The 16,025-nt window shown below is 66.4% G+C and carries 18 protein-coding genes; 10 read left to right on the top strand and 8 right to left on the bottom strand.

What is annotated here, in order from left to right; genetic code table 11:
- Positions 1 to 51 precede the first annotated feature (51 nt).
- Together KBY88_RS04645 and KBY88_RS04640 are read left to right on the top strand one after the other, a co-directional pair.
- Entirely contained in the window at positions 52 to 351 is a 300-nt protein-coding gene (locus KBY88_RS04645) for a ferredoxin (RefSeq protein ID WP_254938734.1), read from the top strand.
- A 151-nt stretch (positions 352 to 502) separates the two neighbouring features.
- The gene (locus KBY88_RS04640; protein WP_254938733.1) at positions 503 to 892 is read left to right on the top strand and encodes a DUF8632 family protein; all 390 of its coding nucleotides are present in this window, start codon (positions 503 to 505) and stop codon (positions 890 to 892) included.
- Here the strand turns inward: KBY88_RS04640 and psbV are convergent.
- Both psbV and rnz read right to left on the bottom strand, forming a co-directional pair.
- Entirely contained in the window at positions 883 to 1,395 is a 513-nt protein-coding gene (psbV, locus tag KBY88_RS04635) for a photosystem II cytochrome c-550 (RefSeq protein ID WP_254938732.1), read from the bottom strand. The genes KBY88_RS04640 and psbV overlap by 10 nt on opposite strands.
- Before the next feature lie 116 nt (positions 1,396 to 1,511).
- Complete coding sequence (gene rnz / locus KBY88_RS04630; protein WP_254938731.1) at positions 1,512 to 2,462, bottom strand: ribonuclease Z; 951 nt, start codon at positions 2,460 to 2,462, stop codon at positions 1,512 to 1,514.
- A gap of 131 nt (positions 2,463 to 2,593) precedes the next feature.
- Between rnz and KBY88_RS04625 the strand changes: the two genes are divergently transcribed.
- Both KBY88_RS04625 and KBY88_RS04620 read left to right on the top strand, forming a co-directional pair.
- On the top strand, positions 2,594 to 4,084 hold the full coding sequence (locus KBY88_RS04625; RefSeq protein ID WP_254938730.1) for a SpoIID/LytB domain-containing protein: 1,491 nt from the start codon (positions 2,594 to 2,596) through the stop codon (positions 4,082 to 4,084).
- A 53-nt stretch (positions 4,085 to 4,137) separates the two neighbouring features.
- Complete coding sequence (locus KBY88_RS04620; protein WP_254938729.1) at positions 4,138 to 4,920, top strand: glucosamine-6-phosphate deaminase; 783 nt, start codon at positions 4,138 to 4,140, stop codon at positions 4,918 to 4,920.
- A 6-nt stretch (positions 4,921 to 4,926) separates the two neighbouring features.
- Here KBY88_RS04620 and KBY88_RS04615 read toward each other — a convergent pair whose 3' ends face one another.
- Together KBY88_RS04615 and truB are read right to left on the bottom strand one after the other, a co-directional pair.
- Complete coding sequence (locus KBY88_RS04615; protein ID WP_254938728.1) at positions 4,927 to 5,682, bottom strand: YebC/PmpR family DNA-binding transcriptional regulator; 756 nt, start codon at positions 5,680 to 5,682, stop codon at positions 4,927 to 4,929.
- Position 5,683: 1 nt separating this feature from the next.
- Positions 5,684 to 6,583, bottom strand: coding sequence for a tRNA pseudouridine(55) synthase TruB (gene truB, locus KBY88_RS04610; protein ID WP_254938727.1), 900 nt, complete (start codon positions 6,581 to 6,583; stop codon positions 5,684 to 5,686).
- A gap of 62 nt (positions 6,584 to 6,645) precedes the next feature.
- On the opposite strand from truB, the gene KBY88_RS04605 reads away from it, so the two are divergent.
- Genes KBY88_RS04605 through KBY88_RS04595 form a run of 3 tightly spaced genes read left to right on the top strand, consistent with a single transcriptional unit; the run spans position 6,646 to position 8,631 of the window.
- Positions 6,646 to 7,362, top strand: coding sequence for a queuosine precursor transporter (locus KBY88_RS04605; protein WP_254938726.1), 717 nt, complete (start codon positions 6,646 to 6,648; stop codon positions 7,360 to 7,362).
- A gap of 26 nt (positions 7,363 to 7,388) precedes the next feature.
- Positions 7,389 to 8,153, top strand: coding sequence for a class I SAM-dependent methyltransferase (locus tag KBY88_RS04600; protein ID WP_261348449.1), 765 nt, complete (start codon positions 7,389 to 7,391; stop codon positions 8,151 to 8,153).
- Position 8,154: 1 nt separating this feature from the next.
- Positions 8,155 to 8,631: a DUF2127 domain-containing protein gene (locus tag KBY88_RS04595; protein WP_254938725.1), complete on the top strand. Its 477-nt coding sequence runs from the start codon at positions 8,155 to 8,157 to the stop codon at positions 8,629 to 8,631.
- Here KBY88_RS04595 and rpmA read toward each other — a convergent pair.
- The gene (rpmA, locus tag KBY88_RS04590; protein WP_254938724.1) at positions 8,618 to 8,875 is read right to left on the bottom strand and encodes a 50S ribosomal protein L27; all 258 of its coding nucleotides are present in this window, start codon (positions 8,873 to 8,875) and stop codon (positions 8,618 to 8,620) included. The genes KBY88_RS04595 and rpmA overlap by 14 nt on opposite strands.
- 40 nt (positions 8,876 to 8,915) lie before the next feature.
- Positions 8,916 to 9,284, bottom strand: coding sequence for a 50S ribosomal protein L21 (gene rplU / locus KBY88_RS04585; RefSeq protein WP_254938723.1), 369 nt, complete (start codon positions 9,282 to 9,284; stop codon positions 8,916 to 8,918).
- Between the two features lie 215 nt (positions 9,285 to 9,499).
- Here rplU and KBY88_RS04580 point away from each other — a divergent pair, with 215 nt between their 5' ends.
- The 3 genes from KBY88_RS04580 (at position 9,500) to kaiC (ending at position 12,347) form a co-directional block, all read left to right on the top strand.
- The gene (locus KBY88_RS04580; RefSeq protein WP_254938722.1) at positions 9,500 to 10,372 is read left to right on the top strand and encodes a circadian clock protein KaiA; all 873 of its coding nucleotides are present in this window, start codon (positions 9,500 to 9,502) and stop codon (positions 10,370 to 10,372) included.
- Positions 10,369 to 10,704, top strand: a complete 336-nt coding sequence (gene kaiB, locus KBY88_RS04575; RefSeq protein ID WP_254938721.1) for a circadian clock protein KaiB — start codon at positions 10,369 to 10,371, stop codon at positions 10,702 to 10,704. The genes KBY88_RS04580 and kaiB overlap by 4 nt, the downstream gene beginning before the upstream one ends.
- A gap of 98 nt (positions 10,705 to 10,802) precedes the next feature.
- Positions 10,803 to 12,347, top strand: a complete 1,545-nt coding sequence (kaiC, locus tag KBY88_RS04570) for a circadian clock protein KaiC (protein WP_254938720.1) — start codon at positions 10,803 to 10,805, stop codon at positions 12,345 to 12,347.
- Between the two features lie 22 nt (positions 12,348 to 12,369).
- Here the strand turns inward: kaiC and nblS are convergent, their stop codons facing one another.
- Both nblS and purD read right to left on the bottom strand, forming a co-directional pair.
- Positions 12,370 to 14,358, bottom strand: a complete 1,989-nt coding sequence (nblS, locus tag KBY88_RS04565; RefSeq protein WP_254938835.1) for a two-component system sensor histidine kinase NblS — start codon at positions 14,356 to 14,358, stop codon at positions 12,370 to 12,372.
- A gap of 238 nt (positions 14,359 to 14,596) precedes the next feature.
- Positions 14,597 to 15,955, bottom strand: a complete 1,359-nt coding sequence (purD, locus tag KBY88_RS04560; protein WP_254938719.1) for a phosphoribosylamine--glycine ligase — start codon at positions 15,953 to 15,955, stop codon at positions 14,597 to 14,599.
- Positions 15,956 to 16,025: the final 70 nt, after the last annotated feature.

The following is a 16,025-nucleotide window of genomic DNA, read 5'->3' as shown; positions in this document are numbered from 1 at the left end:
GGTCCTACAGGCCCGGAATCCTCCAGGCGCCTGTGAGCCCCAATCCCTTCCATGGCTTCCTACAAGGTCACCCTCATCAACGAGAGCGAGGGTCTCAACAAGACCATTGAGGTTCCCGACGACCAGTACATCCTCGATGCCGCTGAAGAGCAGGGCATCGATCTTCCCTACTCCTGTCGTGCGGGCGCCTGTTCCACCTGTGCTGGCAAGCTCACCGCCGGCACCGTCGACCAGTCGGATCAGAGCTTCCTTGATGACGACCAGATCGAAGCAGGTTTCGTGCTGACCTGCGTGGCTTACCCCACCTCCGACGTCACCATCAAGACCCACGCTGAAGAAGAGCTCTATTGAGCTTGGTCGAGAGGTTCTGATCCCCTCATCCAGGCCCCCCCACGGTTGAACGATGTGTTCGCTGTAGCCACCCTGCGGGGTGGCTTTTTTGTCGCCCCTTTCCCCCTGTGCCGCCTTGGTTGAGGTTTCCCCAGGGTCCAGGCCCACTCTGGTGCGGGCGCTGCTTGCCCCCGGCAGCATCCACACCAGCCCTGGGGGCCAGTACAGCTTCAGGGTGCTGGGCCCCTGCTGCAGGCTGTTTGATCGCGAGGAGCTGCCCTGGCCCTGCTGTCGTCTGGCCTGGCGCAGCAAGGAGCCGAGCTGGCGCCGGATCGGACGTCGTTTCGTCGCCGACCTGGCGGCCCGCCGCTGCCCCTCCTACGTGGTGGAGCTGCTGCAGCCGGGCTCACGCCCCACGCCCACGGTCCTGACCTTGTTCGCCCAGCGGCTCGATGGCGAGCTGCAGGAGTGGTGGTACAGCAAGCGCCATGAAAAAGCCGCGGACGTGGCCGCGGCTGAAGGCGTTGTTCCCGGGCCCGAAGGGGCGGTGGATCAGAAGTAGACCTTGCCGCCGCCCCACTGGATGCCCTGCACCTTCGGGGCCACCAGGATGTAGCCGGCGATCAGGCGCAGGTCGTTGTCGTCGAGATCGCGCATCTTCACGAAGATGTCGCTGCTGCGCAGGCTGGGGTGGATGTCGGAGATGCTGTACTCCCCGTCGTAGGAGGTGGGGTCCTTGATGTAATCGACCAAGGCGTCGACCGAGTCGCGGGGAGGGGTGGCCAAGGCCAGGGTCTCGGGGTCGAGGCCCACGTTCTGGTTGGTTTTGGTGATGCCGCCGGCGTGGCACGTCCCGCAGCTTTCGTTGAACAGTTTTCGCCCGGACTTGACCTCCTGTTCGCTGAAGGTGACCAGGCTGCCGTCGGGGGTGCTGGGGACCGTCAAGGTGGCGGCATCCCAGTTGGCTGCGGCCACCGGACCAGCGAAACAAACCAGAAGCGCCAGCGGCAGCACCAGCAAGATTCTGGTGGCGACCCGGAGCGCAGAGGAGAGGAAAGAAGCCATGGAGGAAGCTGGCGAAATGGCGGTGGCACCGCAGCAAAGCCCTTGTATCACGGGCAGAGTGCCTGCCGGGGCGGAATCACGAACTGTTGCAGCCACCGCTCCGGGGCGCCCCTGGCTCAGGACCCAGCGGGGGTCACATCGAGGCTGAGGAAATCCTTGGCGAGCACCGTGTTGGGGAAGATGGTCCGGGCTTCGGCCAGCAGGTCATCGGGCGTGAGTGGATTGCCGGGGGCGTAGCGGGGGCTCAGGTGGGTGAGCACGAGCCGACCCACCCCGGCTTCCGCCGCCGTCTGGGCGGCCATGGTGCTGGTGGAGTGCTGCCGCTGGTAGGCCATCTCAGCCTCCCGGTGGGCGAAGGTGGACTCGTGGATGAGCAGGTCAGCGCCGCGGGCCAGGGCCACGGCCGCCTCGGAGAACACCGTGTCGGTGCAGTAGACCACGCTGCGGCCCGGCCGCGGCGGCCCACAGAGTGTGCGGCCATCGATCAGGCGACCATCGCTCAGGCGCACGCTGGCGCCCTGTTTGAGCTCGGCGTAGATCGGGCCGGGCGGAAGGCCCAGCTCCCTGGCCCGCCCAACGTCGAAACGGCCGGCCTGGGGCCGCTGATCGACGCGGTAGGCAAAGGCCGGCACCCGGTGGTTCAAGGGCGTGCAGCGCACCACCAGGTCGTCGTCTTCGAGCAGGGGGTCACCGCTGCGGGCCGCCGCCTCCACCCGGTGCACGCGCAGGGGGTAGCCGATGCGGGTGGAGGAAGTGCGCAGCACCCCATCGAGGTAGTCGCGCAGGGGTTCGGGGCCGTAGAGGTCCACCCCGGGGCAGCTGCCTGCCATGCCCAGGCTGGCCAGCAGGCCCGGCAGGCCGAACACGTGGTCACCGTGCATGTGGGTGATGAAGATCCGGCGCAGCTGCGACACGCGCAGGTCGCTGCGCAGGAACTGGTGCTGCGTGCCTTCACCGCAATCGAACAGCCAGAGCTCGGAACGCTGGGGCAGGCGCAGGGCAACGGCTGAAACGTTGCGGGCACGGGTCGGGACGCCCGAACTCGTGCCGAGGAAAGTGATCTGCACGCCCAGGATGACTCCAGCTGCATGCTGTCACGCCCTGGAGTCCGTTGGTCCTGCTGGCGTCAGGGCGGACACTGGCACGGGAGCTGCGGTGCGGTCACAATGGCGCCCTTCCCTTCCCCATGCGGGCTGCGATGCCACGCTCCCTTGCTTTGATCCCTGTGCTCAGGTGCCACCTTCCCCTGACGGCGGCGTTGGCGCTGGCTCTGCCGGCGCTGCTGAGCGGTGCGGGTCGCGCCCAGCAGGGCGGTGAGCCCCAGGTGCGCGTGCTGCTGCTGGAGGGGGCCAGCGCCAATGTCAACGGTGGGGCCACGGGCCTGCGCCTGCGTGATGGCCGCGGCACGGTGCTGGCGGAGACCGGCGCCGGGCAATCCCTGAGCCTGCGGCTGAGTGCCTTCCAGGTCGAGACCCAGGGACTGTCCAGGGACCTGAGGGTGAATGAACTCTGGATCGAACCGATCGCCGAGGCAGGGGGCGATGGTGCCCTGGCGGTGCAGAACCGGCGCTACCGCGGCCGGCTCCAGGTGCTGCCCGGGGGCTCCCAGCTCCAGCTGATCAACCACCTGGGGATCGAAACCTATCTGCCCAGCGTGGTGGGCAGTGAAATGCCCGCCAGTTGGCCCCAGGAGGCGCTGCGCGCCCAGGCCGTGGCCGCGCGCACCTACGCCCTGCAGCAACGCAAGCCCCTGGCTCCTTTCGACCTCAGGGCCACCGTGGCCAGCCAGGCCTACAAGGGAATGGAGGCGGAAACCCCTTCCACCTGGGAGGCGGTACGGGGCACGCGCTCCCTGGTGATCACGTTCCAGCGGGCCCTGGTCAACGCCGTTTTCCACAGCAGCAGCGGCGGCAGCACCGAGAACAGCGGCGAACTTTGGTCCCGCCAGCTCCCCTACCTGGTGAGCGTTCCTGATTTCGATGATCAGAGCCCTGTGCGCACCTGGCGCCAGGTGCTGGCGCCTGAGCAGCTGCAGCGGACCTTTGCTGAAATCGGCGGGGCCCAGCGCATCGAGGTGCTTTCCAGTACCAGCACCGGTCGGGTGCGCCAGGCGCGGGTGGTGGGCCCCCGCGGCCAGTTGCTGTTGAGCGGGGCGGAGTTGCGCAGCCGCCTCGGTCTGAAAAGCACCACGGTGCGCTTTGAGCCCCTGGGCCCTGGTTCCCTGGCAGAGGAGCCTCAGGGCCTGATGGCGTTAGGGGGACCGCCTGTCTCCCGTTGGTCACTCGCCCGGGCGCGGCGCCTCTGGCGCCCTGATCCAGTGGATCCTGCGCCGGCTGCACCCGTCGATTCCGCCACGGGCGAAGCCCTGCCGGGGCCGCTGCCGCTGCCCGTCATCCCTTCACCAGTGCCTCCAGCAGCCACCGCCCTGGTGGCGATCGGGCGCGGCTTCGGCCATGGGGTGGGCATGAGCCAGTGGGGGGCCTATGGCCTCGCCCGGCGAGGGGAAGGCTTCGAGGCGATCCTGCGCCATTTCTACCGGGGCGTCGAGGTGGGACCCTTCCGTGAGAGCGTGGCCCAGCTGAGCGGTCCTCCCGCCAGCGTCAGCAGCGTTGCCCCCGTCCGCTCCTCTGCTGCCGCGGGTAGCACCCCGTTTCGGATCCCGACGGTGATCGCCTACCGCGAACGCTGAGCATCAACGGCCCTGGGCCCCCCGCCGCTTCCAGATCACGCCCAAGCTTTGCTGTGCCCGCGCCTCGACGCCCGATCTCCTTCCCCCAGGACCGTCTGCTGGTGGAGCAAGACGCCGGCGCGGTCGCTGATCGCGTGGCGGAACGGCTGATCCAGGCCCTCACTGCTGCCGACCGGCGCCCCCTGGGGCTGGCCACCGGCCGCACGATGGAGCCGGTCTATGCCGCCCTGCGTCGGCGGCTGGACGACCTCGATCCGGTTGTTCGACGGAGGCTGCTGGAGGGCTGGAGCAGCTTCAACCTGGACGACTACATCGGTCTGGCGCCCGACCATCCCGCTTCCTTCCAGGCCGCCATGGGCCGGAATCTGGGGGAACCCCTGGGCCTTTCCCCGGCCCAACTGCGCTTGCCCGATGGCACCGCCGCCGACCCCGAGGCCGAGGCCCGCCGCTACGCAGACGCGCTGGCCGCTGCCGGGGGCCTGGGGCTCCAGTTGCTCGGGCTGGGGGAGAATGGCCATGTGGGCTTCAACGAGCCCCCCTGCGGCCCAGGGGCCATCACCCGCTGCGTGCGCCTGAGCGCGGCGACCCGGCGTCAGAACGCCGGCGCCTTCGGGGGTGATCCTGAGCGGGTGCCGGAGCGGGCGATCACGGTGGGCCTGGCGGAGATTCTGGCGGCCAGAAGCCTGATGCTGGTGGTCACCGGGGCCTCGAAGGCGTCGATCCTGCGGCGGGTGCTCGAGGGGCCTCCCCGGGAAGCCCTGCCCGCCAGCTGGCTGCTGGATCACCCCCATCTGCTGGTGATCGCCGACCGGGCGGCCATGGGTCAAGGGGGCTGAGGCGTCTCAGGCCATTGCGGCTTCCAGCAGGGCGCCTGGGGCCTCCAGGTTCGAACTGACGCTGCGGACGTCCTCCAGGGATTCGAGCGCCTCAAGCAGCCGCAGGCTGGCCCGCAGGGTTTCCAGGTCAAGGAGGAGGCAGGGGGTCTGGGCCTGCCAGCGCAGCTCACAGCCCTCCACGTTCCAGCCGGCCGCCACCAGCGCCGCCTGCAGCTCCTCCAGCTGGGCCGGCCCACAGAGCACCTCGGCGCCATCGGCTTCGAGGCTGTAGCTGATCACCTCCAGCTCCAGCACGCTCTCGAGCAGGGCCTCCTCGTCTAGAGCGCTGCCGCTCAGATGCACCACCCCGCGCAGGTCGAACAGGTAGCCCACACAGCCGCTCTCCCCCAGGTTGCCGCCGTGTTTGCTGAAGGCCAGGCGCAGGTCCGCCGCCGTGCGGTGCCGGTTGTCGCTGAAGGCCTCCACCAGCACCGCGACCCCGCCGGGGCCGTAGCCCTCGTAGCGGACTTCCTCCAGGGCCAGGGCACCGGCCTCCGCCCGGCCGGAGCCCTTGCTGATCGCCCGCTCGATGTTGGCGTTGGGCATTCCGGCGGCGCGGGCTTTTTCGATCGCCGTGCGCAACTGGAAGTTGCCGGCGGGATCAGCTCCTGTACGCGCCGCCACGGTGATCTCCCGGCCCAGGCGCGTGAACACGGCGCCGCGCCTGGCGTCCACCACCGCCTTGGTGCGTTTGATCTGGGACCATTTGCTGTGGCCAGCCATCTCAACCCCGCGCCCCCAGGACCAGCTTCGGGTGCAGCAGGCCGCCGCCATCGGCGCGGGCGATGCCCGCCAGCTGCCCCTCGTGATCAAGGATCACCACAGCCTGATCCTCCGCCAACGGCTGGGCGCTTGTGAGGGCACGGCCGCAGCACCAGCGGGGGTGCTCCGGGGCCTCCAACCGCTGCAGGGGCAGGTGCCCCAGTGCGGCCAGGGGATTGATCAGGGGCGGCAGGGGAGGCTGGTCCAGCGCCTCCAGGGGGACGCTGTCGGCCAGGTCGAATCCCAGGGCCGCGGTGCGACGCAGCGAGGCCAGGCAGCCGCCACAGCCCAGCTGCTCCCCCAGATCCCTGGCGAGGGAGCGGATGTAGGTGCCGGCCGAGCAGCGCACGGCCAGTTCCAGCCGGCCTGCTTCCGGCTGCCAAGCCAGCAGTTCCAGCCACTCAATGGTGACCGGACGGGCGGCCAGTGCCATCGTTTCGCCGCGGCGGGCGCGCACGTGGGCGCGTTCCCCGTCGACGTGCAGCGCCGACACCTGGGGCGGCCGCTGCAGGATCGCGCCGCGAAAGCGGCCCAGGGCGGCCTCCAGGTCCGCCTCGCCCAAGGGCGGCAGCGTCCGCCGCTCCATCACTGTGCCGCTGAGGTCGTCGCTGGCGGTGGTCAGCCCCAACTGGATTACCCCCCGGTAGGCCTTGGCCCCCTCCAGGTAGGGCAGCAATCGGGTGGCGGGCCCCAGGGCCATCGGCAAAACCCCCGTGACAGCAGGATCCAGGGTGCCCCCATGGCCGACACGCTTGAGGCCATAGGCACGCCTGACCCGGGCAACGCCGTCGTGGGAGGTGAGGCCGGCGGGCTTGTCCAGCACCAGAAAGCCGCAGTGGTTCGCTTGCTCGGGGGGCGCCACGACGGGCCAGGAGGGTGACGGCCCGCCACCCTATGGGTCACCGTGCCCCACTTCGGGATTCGATGACGCTCAACGACCGCCGCGATCTGGCCTTTCTGGTCTTGGCCGGGATCTTCCTGGGCACCATGGGGATGCTCAACATCCTTGGCCTGACGCGCTTTCTCAGCCTCGGTTCGATCGGCGGCTGGCCGGTGGTGGTGGCCGTGGGGGCGCTGCCGTACCCGATCACGTTTCTGTGCACCGATCTGATCAGTGAAATCTGGGGCGAGGAAAAGGCGGGACAGCTGGTCTGGGTGGGGTTGCTGCTCAACGGCTGGATCGTGCTGATCCTCTGGTTGGGCGGGGTGCTGCCGGGGCTTCCCGGCAGCGACGGCAGCACCTTCTTCGAGGTGCGCCGGCTGGCCTTCGGGGCCGTGGGGGCCTCGATGGTGGCTTACCTGGCGGCCCAGTTCACCGACGTGCGCCTGTTCCATTTCTGGAAGCGCTTCAGCGGCGGCAAGGCTCTTTGGCTGCGCAACAACGGCTCCACCCTGGTGAGCCAGCTGGTGGACACCAGCGCCGTGGTGCTGATCAGCCACTACGCCGCCCACGTGTTGCCGGTTGATCTGGGCCAGCCGGTGCTGCCCCAGTTGGGCTCCTTCATCGCCAGCGGCTACCTGTTCAAGCTGGTGGCCGCCCTGCTGGACACCCTGCCGTTTTATCTGCTGGTGGCCTGGCTTCGGCGCTGGCTGGAGGTGCCCGGCGCCGGGGCTGAACTTGGGGCCGACCGTGGGGCATAGCTGGGGGGCGATCTACGGTGAACGCCTTGGTGCAGTCCTTGGCGGTGGTGGGATCGGATCTGGATCTGGAGCGGTTTCTGGCCGATGGCTTCGCGCTCAAACCCCAGCTGGCCGACCACCTGGATCTCAGTCTTCCGGAGCTGGAGCGGCGGCTGCCCAGCAGCACCGCCGAACTGGCGGCCTTGCATCCCGGGGCGTTCGATCCAGCCCAGGCCACGGCCTTCTATGAGCAGGAGGTCGGCACGGGCCACTTGCTTGATTTGGCGGCCTGGCACCTGGGCAGTGCCCCCTACATCGCCGACACCCTGCGCCTGCAGCAGCGCTTCGCCCGCGGCCAGGTGCTTGATTTCGGGGGGGGCATCGGCACCCACGCCCTTGCGGCGGCGGCCCTGGCAGAGGTCGAGAACGTCTGGTTCGTCGATCTCAATCCCCACAATCGGGACTTCGTGGCCAAGCGCGCCGAGACCTTCGGCCTGGGGGCCAAGCTGCGCTGTTTCCGTGATCTGGAGGACCCCGCTCTGCCGGCTCAGTTCGACACCGTGGTCTGCCTCGACGTGCTTGAACACCTGGGTGATCCCGCCGCCCAGTTGGAGGTTTTTGAGCAACGCATGGGGCCCACAGCGATCGCCTTGCTCAACTGGTACTTCTTCAAGGGGTTCTCGGGAGAGTTCCCTTTCCACATTGACGATCCGCTTCTGGTGGAGCGCTTCTTCAGCAGGCTGCAGAGCCGATTCCTGGAGGTGTTTCACCCCCTGTTGATCACCACCCGCGCTTACCGGCTGGCGGCCTGAAATGGAGCGTCCGAGCCTTCTCCTGCGCCTGATCGTGGTCAAAAAGTTGATCGTGGCGGCGCTGCTGCTGGCGGTTTCCGTGCTGGCCGCCTATGGATACCGCCATTACGACGGACTGGCGGCCCTGGCCGACCAGTGGGGTGAGGCCGATCGTCACCTGTTGCAGGCCCTGATCCTCAAGGGGCTTGATCTGGGCAGCCACCGCCTGCAGATCACCGCGGAACTGGCCGGTGGTTACGGTTTGGTGGTGTTGGTGGCCGCCGTGGCCACCTGGCGCCGTCTCCGCTGGGGGGAGGTGCTGTTCGCCATGCTGCTGACCTGCACCCTTCCCTTTGAGGTCATTGAGGTCGCAGAACACGTCACCGCCATCCATCTGCTGGTGCTGGGCCTCACGCTGCTGGGGCTGGTGGTGGTGCTCAGGGAACTGACCCGGCCGCACACGACGGCCCCGGAGGACGCCAGCTTCAGCCCACGTTGACGCGCTTGCGGGCGCGGAGGCCGCGCTTGATCGTGTCGAAGCTGACGACACCGTCCACGAGGGCGAACAGGGTGTCATCGCTGCCGCGGCCCACGTTGAGACCGGGAATCACGGAGGTGCCGCGCTGACGAATGATGATGGATCCGGCACTGACCGCTTCTCCGCCGAAGCGCTTGACGCCCAGGCGCTTGCTGTTGGAGTCGCGGCCGTTGCGCGTGGAGCCTGTGCCTTTCTTGTGGGCCATGGATCAGTGGGGAGGATAGGGGTGACGGTAGCCCGAAGGCTCAGGCGAGGGCCTTGCCGGCCACGGTGATCGCTTGCACCATCACGCGGGTGAGCTCCTGGCGGTGGCCGTTCTTGCGGCGGGTTTTCTTCTTGGGGCGCATCTTGTAGACGATGATCTTCTGCCCGCGGCGGTGCTCCAGAACCTTGAGCTCGACCGAGGCGCCTTCGATGAAGGGGTGGCCCAAGGTGGTGCCGGCGGCGTCCTTGACCAGGAGGACGTTCTCCAGGGTCACTGTGTCATCGACCTCGGCGTGGATCCGATCCAGGTCGTAGTAGCGGTTCGGCTGGAGCCAGAACTGGGTGCCGGAGGTCTCGACGATGGCGTAGGTGCCGTTCGCCTCGGCGGCGGCAGCGGGTGAGGAACTCATGGGTGTCGGGGGCGTGGACAGGCTGATGGGGGCTGCTTCAGGGATGGGCTGCTCGCTGAAGTGGTGTTCGTTGAGCAACTGAATTCACGTGTTCGCAGCAAGGACCGCCATCATTGGGCCTGGCACACGGCAAGTGAAAGACAAACAACAATCTTCCCCCGCAGATGAGCCCATCGTCAACACTGAGCCCACTGCGGGGGTCCTTTCTGGCCTTGATGTCCCAGCCGGCCCTCACGATCGCCTCTCTGCTCAAGGCTCCACCGCTGCTGCTGGCCTGCGGCCGCTGGCTCAAGGGGGGGCGCTACGAGTTGGTGGCCCTGGGCGAGGGGGCTGATCCGGTGGTGGAGCTGGAGACACGCCGGGATGGTTTTGATGCCGTTCTGCTGGAGCAGGGTGCCTTGCCGGCGGAGGCCTACCAGCACTTGATCCGTCAGGGGCTGCGGCTGCCGGCCGTGGTGGTGGGCCCTGTCAGCGGCCGCCTCGAGTACCACGACGCCGAAGTCCATCTGGGCCCCGATCAGCTCGAGCAACTCCCTTACAGCCTCGATGCGGCCGTTTCACGGGTGCTGCGGCGCGGGGGGCTGGGCTCGACCGGCCCTGCCGATGGCGAAGGCGTCGTGCCGCCCTCGGGCTGGACCTTGACCAATCGTCTCAAGGAGCGGCTCGGCTACCTGGGGGTGTTCTATAAGCGGGATTCCACCCGTTTTCTGCGCAACTTGCCCCCGGATCAGTGCACAGACCTGCTGCAGTCGCTAGAGCGTACCTACAGGGATTTGTTGATCAGTTACTTCCGCGATCCCGCTGCCGCCAACCAGGCGCTGGAGAGCTTCGTGCACACGGCCTTTTTCAGCGACCTACCCACCACCAAAGCAGTGGAGATTCACATGAATCTCATCGACGACTTCTGGAAACAATTGAAACTTGAAGCCCACAGTAATTCTTTCCTGCAAGACTATCGCCTGGTCCTGCTCGATGTCATGGCCCATCTCTGCGAGATGTACCGACGCTCGATTCCCACGGATGCTCAGCAGCTGGCTCCTAGGCTAGAGCTCCAGGCGGCAGTGTCAAGCCAGGGGGTGGCCTCATGAGTACACGCAAGACGTACATTTTGAAGCTCTATGTGGCGGGCAACACCCCGAATTCAATGCGCGCCCTCAAGACCCTTCGTAACATCCTCGAAAATGAGTTCAAGGGGCTCTATGCCCTCAAGGTGATCGATGTGCTCAAGAATCCCCAACTCGCCGAAGACGACAAGATTCTTGCCACCCCCACCCTCGCCAAGATCCTGCCGCCACCTGTGCGACGCATCATTGGTGATCTCTCTGATCGGGAGCGGGTGCTGATTGGCCTTGATCTTCTCTATGACGAGCTCTCCGAGGATGGCGACACGAGTTTTCTTCTTGAAGACGACGGGGCTTGAATGGCATCTGCCGTAGGCCACGTGCCTCGACTTTCCCCCATGATCGATCGGCAGAATGGCAACGCTGATTCCTTTCACTGACGACCGCCACTGAATTCATGCCCGACCCAGTCTCAAATTCTTTCTCTTTGGCCCAGGTGCAGAAGCTGCCGACGGGCATCGAGGGATTCGATGACGTCTGTCATGGCGGCCTGCCCATTGGGCGCTCTACTTTGATCAGCGGTACGTCCGGTACGGGCAAGACGGTTTTTTCACTGCATTTTCTCTACAACGGGATCCGTCATTTCGACGAACCGGGCATTTTCGTTACCTTTGAAGAATCACCCCTCGATATCCTGCGCAATGCCGCCAGCTTTGGCTGGGACCTGCAGTCTCTGGTGGAGCAGGACAAGCTCTTTATCCTTGATGCCTCACCCGATCCTGATGGCCAGGATGTGGCGGGCAGTTTCGATCTTTCCGGCCTGATCGAGCGCATCAACTATGCCATTCATAAGTTTAAAGCTCGACGGGTGGCGATCGATTCGATCACGGCAGTCTTTCAGCAATACGATGCCGTTTCCGTGGTGCGCCGTGAAATTTTTCGGCTGATTGCCCGCCTCAAGGAAATTGGCGTCACCACCCTGATGACCACAGAACGGATTGATGAATACGGGCCGATTGCCCGCTTCGGCATCGAGGAGTTTGTCTCCGATAACGTGGTGATTCTACGTAACGTGCTTGAGAGCGAGCGCCGACGCCGCACCCTGGAGATTCTCAAATTGCGGGGCACCACCCATATGAAGGGGGAGTTTCCCTTCACCATGGGCGCTAACGGCATCAACATCTTCCCGCTGGGGGCCATGCGCCTCACCCAGCGATCCTCAAACGTTCGTGTGAGTTCGGGGGTTCCGCGGCTTGATGAGATGTGTGGTGGCGGCTTCTTTAAGGATTCGATCATCCTGGCCACTGGTGCCACCGGTACTGGCAAGACTCTTCTGGTCAGCAAGTTCGTCGAAAACGCCTGCATCAATCAGGAGCGTGCGATCCTGTTCGCCTACGAGGAATCCAGGGCGCAACTGCTCCGAAACGCCACAAGTTGGGGCATCGATTTCGAACAGATGGAGCAAGAAGGCCTGCTCAAGATCATCTGCGCCTACCCCGAGTCCACAGGCCTTGAGGATCACCTGCAGATCATCAAGACCGAGATCAGCCAGTTCAAGCCTTCGCGCATGGCGATCGATTCCCTCAGTGCTCTCTCCCGGGGGGTGAGCCACAACGCCTTCCACCAGTTCGTGATCGGGGTGACGGGCTATGCCAAGCAAGAGGAGATCGCAGGCTTCTTCACGAACACATCCGAAGAGTTCATGGGCAGCCATTCGATTACCGACTCCCACATTTCTACGATCACCGACACGATCCTGCTGCTGCAGTACGTGGAGATCCGCGGTGAGATGGCCAGGGCTCTGAACGTGTTCAAGATGCGCGGCTCCTGGCATGACAAGGGCATCCGCGAATTCGTGATTACGGGCAACGGCCCTGAAATCAAGGATTCGTTCGCCAACTTTGAGCGCATCATCAGCGGGGTGCCCCACCGCATCAACACCGACGAGCGCAGTGAACTGGCCCGAATTGTGCGTGGTGTAGGCAGCGAGGAGAACCTCTGAGGCGTTCGATCAGGCCAGCGGTTCAGCCCACGCCTGTGGGACTGAGCTGCTGCAGGCTGCGTCGTTCGGCGCTGATGCGCAACTCATCGCCGTCGGCCGCTTCCAGGGGGAGATCGAACCAGAAGGTGGTGCCGACCCCCAACTCGCTGGCGATCTGGATTTGGCTGCCGTGCTTATCGAGGATGCCTCGCACGATGGAGAGGCCCAAGCCCGTGCCGGCTTCGGTGTGAACAGCGTTCTCCACCCGGAAGAAACGCTCGAAGATGCGCTTCTGGTCTTCCTGGGAGATGCCGTTGCCGCTGTCGGCCACCTCCACCCGCAGCCGCGGCAGGGGTGAGGTGAGCGCGCAGTAGGGGCTCTGTGCATCCGGGGCCGCAGATGGATCGAGGCTGCAGATGTCCGGCCAGGGGTAAGCGCGCAGTTTCACCTGGCCACCGGGGGCGGTGAACTTGAGGGCATTGCCCACCAGGTTGTCGAAGACCTGCAGCAGCAAATCCCAGTTGCCCCGCACCAAGGGTAAGTGGGCGTCCACCTCCAGATCCAGGCTCACGCCCTTCTCCTCGGCGTTGAGCTTGTAGGTGCGCAGGGTCTGCTCGATCGCCGGCCGCAGCTCAAGGGGCTCCAGGGTCCAGACCCGCTCCGACTCCAGGCGCGAGAGATCGAGCACATCGTTCACCAGCCGTGTGAGCCGGTCTGTCTCGTCGTTGGCGATCGCCAGGAACTCCTTCTTCTCTTCTTCGCTGAGCTGATCCCCGAGGTCATGGAGGGTCTCCACGTAGCTCTTGATGTTGAACAGCGGCGTGCGCAGTTCGTGGGAGACGTTGCTGATGAAGCGGCTCTGGGCGGCGTTCAGCTCGACTTCGCGGGTGAGGTCCTGGATCGTCACGGCGATGCCTTTGAGGCTCTCGCCGCTGGCGTCCCGCACCGACTGGAGCACGATGCGCAGGGTGCGGGGCGGATCGCCAAAGCTGCAGCGCACATCACTGCTGTCCTTGGCACCGCAGAGCAGGGTCTCCAAGGGAGTTTGAAGGTCGATCGAGAGCAACTCGGGCAGTTCTGCCGCCCATTCGCGCCCCTCCAGGTTGCGTCCCTCCCAACGAAACAAGCGCCGGGCCGTGGGATTCACGAGCACGATCTGGCCCTCGGCATCCAGGAGCAAGGCCCCATCGGCCATGGTGGCGATCAGCGACTGCTGTTTGACCTGGGCCGCGGTCAGTTCCTCGATGTTGGCCTCGTCGTAGGACTCCAGCCGGGTGGCCATCACGTTGAAGCCATCCAGCAGCTCCCCCAGTTCCCCACCCATGGGCAGACCGATGCGGGCGGCGAAATCGCCGCCCGCGATGGCGCGCACCCCCCGCAGGAGTTCCTTGACGGGGCGAATGATCGTCAGGGCGTTGAACACGGCCCCCAGAATCACCAGCACCCAGATCGAGATGAACACTGCCACGGTCACCTCGCGGGTGAGAGCAGCACTGGCGAGCGTGGCCTCATTGGGGTTGATGCCCAGGGCCAGCACCCCGAGGTCGCGCCCCTCACTCACCAGGGGCAGGAACACATCGGTGACTTCCCCATCGGGGGTGAGGTGCTGGCGCACGAGGGGGTTCTGAGGGCGGCGCTTGAGCTCGGCGGGCAGCTCCAACCGACGGCTGAGCAACAGCTCGCTACTGCCACTGGTGCCGCTGATCGGGATCCCCAGGTAGATCACCCCATCCGGATCGGCAAAAAAGATGTAGCGAAGGCTGCGCGTGGAGCGCCAGAAGCGCTCGGCCACCGCCGCCAATTCCCGATCGTTGCCCTCAGCCACCAACGGCGTGACGTTGGCGGAGAGCAGCAGCCCCAGATCGCGGGCGAAACGTGTGTCGCTCATGCGGGCATCCGTCTGGATGCCATTGAGGGCAAAAAAGGTGAGGCCAGTCATCACCAGGCTCACCACCAGGGTGGCCACCGCCAACAACTTGGTCTGGAGGCTGAATTCCGCCCACCAGCGGGCCAGCCGTTGGCGCCAGTCCAAGGTCGCATCAGTGGCCGGCGGGGGCGGCCTCCAACTCGGGGCATGGTCGGCGTTGCTCGCGGCAGGATCGCCCGGGTCAGCAGCTTCCAGGGCCGCATGTTCACTCGGTCCGGGAGCTCTGCGGGGCTGACCCTGGGGTTTGGAGTCGCTTCCCTCGGGGCTGCGGATCTCCTTCGCGCTGGGGCTCGTGGTAGTGGGGTCGGCGGTCAAGCAGCCGGGGCCTGGAGGATTTTGCAGCCTAGGGGCGGCGCACCTGATGGCCGATGTCCCGCCGGTAGGTGAGGCCCTCAAAGTGCACCTGGCCCAGGCCCCCGTAAGCCGCAGCGAAGGCGGCATCAAAATCGTCCGCCTGGGCCACCACCGCCAGCACCCGTCCACCTGCGGTGCGGCAGACCCCATCGGCATCCCTGCGGCTGCCGGCATGGAACAGTTGCAACCTTTCACTGGTCTCGAGGGTGCTGCTGATCGCTTCACCACGGTTCACCTCCCCCGGATAGCCCGCAGCGGCAGCGATCACGCAGGCGCTGCAGCTCGGGGCAATCGTCAGATCTGGGGCCTGGCTCAGATCGCCTCGGGCGCAGGCCAGCAGCACCGCCGCCAGCTCGGGCCCCAGCAGGGGCATCAGTGTTTCGCACTCCGGGTCACCGAAGCGGCAGTTGAACTCGATCACGCTGGGACCGTCTGCCGTGAGCATCAGGCCGGCATAGATCACGCCCCGGTAGTCGATGCCGCGCGCTCTCAGGGCCGCCAGGGTGGGTTCCAGCACCGTGCGCCGCACCAGCTCCAGGCCGGCCGCATCCAAGAGGGGCGCCGGGGCGTAGGCCCCCATGCCGCCGGTGTTGGGGCCCGTGTCCCCTTCTCCAATGCGCTTGTGGTCCTGGGCCGGGGGCAACAGCACCATGCCTTGGCCATCGGTGAGGGCAAACACCGACACCTCCGGCCCGTTCATCCGCTCCTCGAGCACCAGTGAGGCTCCGGCCGCCCCGAAGCGGCCCGCGAACACCTCTTCAACAGCGGCGAGGGTTTCAGCCTGGGTTTCGGCCACGGTCACCCCCTTGCCAGCGGCCAGGCCATCGACCTTCACCACCAAGGGCTCCGGGTGCTGATTCAGCACCGCCAGGGCCTGCTCAAGGCTGGTGGCGGGCCAGTGGAGCGCCGTGGGCACCCCGGCCTCCAGCATCAATGCCTTGGCCCATTGCTTGCTGGCCTCCAGGCGTGCCCCATCGGCCCCGGGCCCGAACACCGCCAAGCCGCCGGCGCGCAACTGATCGGCCAACCCGTCCGCCAGGGGCCCCTCCGGACCCACCACCACCAGATCGATCCGCCTTTCGAGGGCGGCCGCCAGCAAGCCAGCGCCGTCGGTTTCGACCAGGGCCAGGGGCTCGCAGCCCGGCAGCTCATCGCTGCCGCCGTTGCCGGGTGCCACCCAGACCCGTTCCACCCCTTGGCAACGGGCCAGGGCCCAGGCCAGGGCGTTTTCCCGGCCGCCGCTGCCGATCACCAGCACCCGCCTCGGACCAGGGGGGGAGGTCTCCGGCGCAGGTGTGGCGAGGTGCGTCGTGATGGAGGTAGGGGTGGAGGTCTCCGGGGCGGTCATGGGGCCGGGCGGGGCAGGGGGTCCAGGGAGGGCGGCGCGGCTCCCTTAGGTTGTGGCCGGATGGCCAGCC

The organism is Cyanobium sp. Morenito 9A2 (assembly GCF_024345575.1).
Taxonomy (GTDB): domain Bacteria; phylum Cyanobacteriota; class Cyanobacteriia; order PCC-6307; family Cyanobiaceae; genus ATX-6F1.
Note: the sequence above shows the minus strand (reverse complement) of the source record. Positions and strands in the feature narration are given on the sequence as shown.

Excerpts from the sequence above, each read along its gene's own strand:
- KBY88_RS04645 (WP_254938734.1), top strand. The coding sequence starts at position 52 with ATGGCTTCCTACAAGGTCACCCTCATCAACGAGAGCGAGGGTCTCAAC.
- psbV (WP_254938732.1), bottom strand. The coding sequence starts at position 1,395 with ATGGCTTCTTTCCTCTCCTCTGCGCTCCGGGTCGCCACCAGAATCTTG.
- KBY88_RS04625 (WP_254938730.1), top strand. The coding sequence starts at position 2,594 with ATGCCACGCTCCCTTGCTTTGATCCCTGTGCTCAGGTGCCACCTTCCC.
- KBY88_RS04615 (WP_254938728.1), bottom strand. The coding sequence starts at position 5,682 with ATGGCTGGCCACAGCAAATGGTCCCAGATCAAACGCACCAAGGCGGTG.
- KBY88_RS04605 (WP_254938726.1), top strand. The coding sequence starts at position 6,646 with ATGACGCTCAACGACCGCCGCGATCTGGCCTTTCTGGTCTTGGCCGGG.
- KBY88_RS04595 (WP_254938725.1), top strand. The coding sequence starts at position 8,155 with ATGGAGCGTCCGAGCCTTCTCCTGCGCCTGATCGTGGTCAAAAAGTTG.
- rpmA (WP_254938724.1), bottom strand. The coding sequence starts at position 8,875 with ATGGCCCACAAGAAAGGCACAGGCTCCACGCGCAACGGCCGCGACTCC.
- rplU (WP_254938723.1), bottom strand. The coding sequence starts at position 9,284 with ATGAGTTCCTCACCCGCTGCCGCCGCCGAGGCGAACGGCACCTACGCC.
- KBY88_RS04580 (WP_254938722.1), top strand. The coding sequence starts at position 9,500 with ATGTCCCAGCCGGCCCTCACGATCGCCTCTCTGCTCAAGGCTCCACCG.
- kaiB (WP_254938721.1), top strand. The coding sequence starts at position 10,369 with ATGAGTACACGCAAGACGTACATTTTGAAGCTCTATGTGGCGGGCAAC.
- kaiC (WP_254938720.1), top strand. The coding sequence starts at position 10,803 with ATGCCCGACCCAGTCTCAAATTCTTTCTCTTTGGCCCAGGTGCAGAAG.
- purD (WP_254938719.1), bottom strand. The coding sequence starts at position 15,955 with ATGACCGCCCCGGAGACCTCCACCCCTACCTCCATCACGACGCACCTC.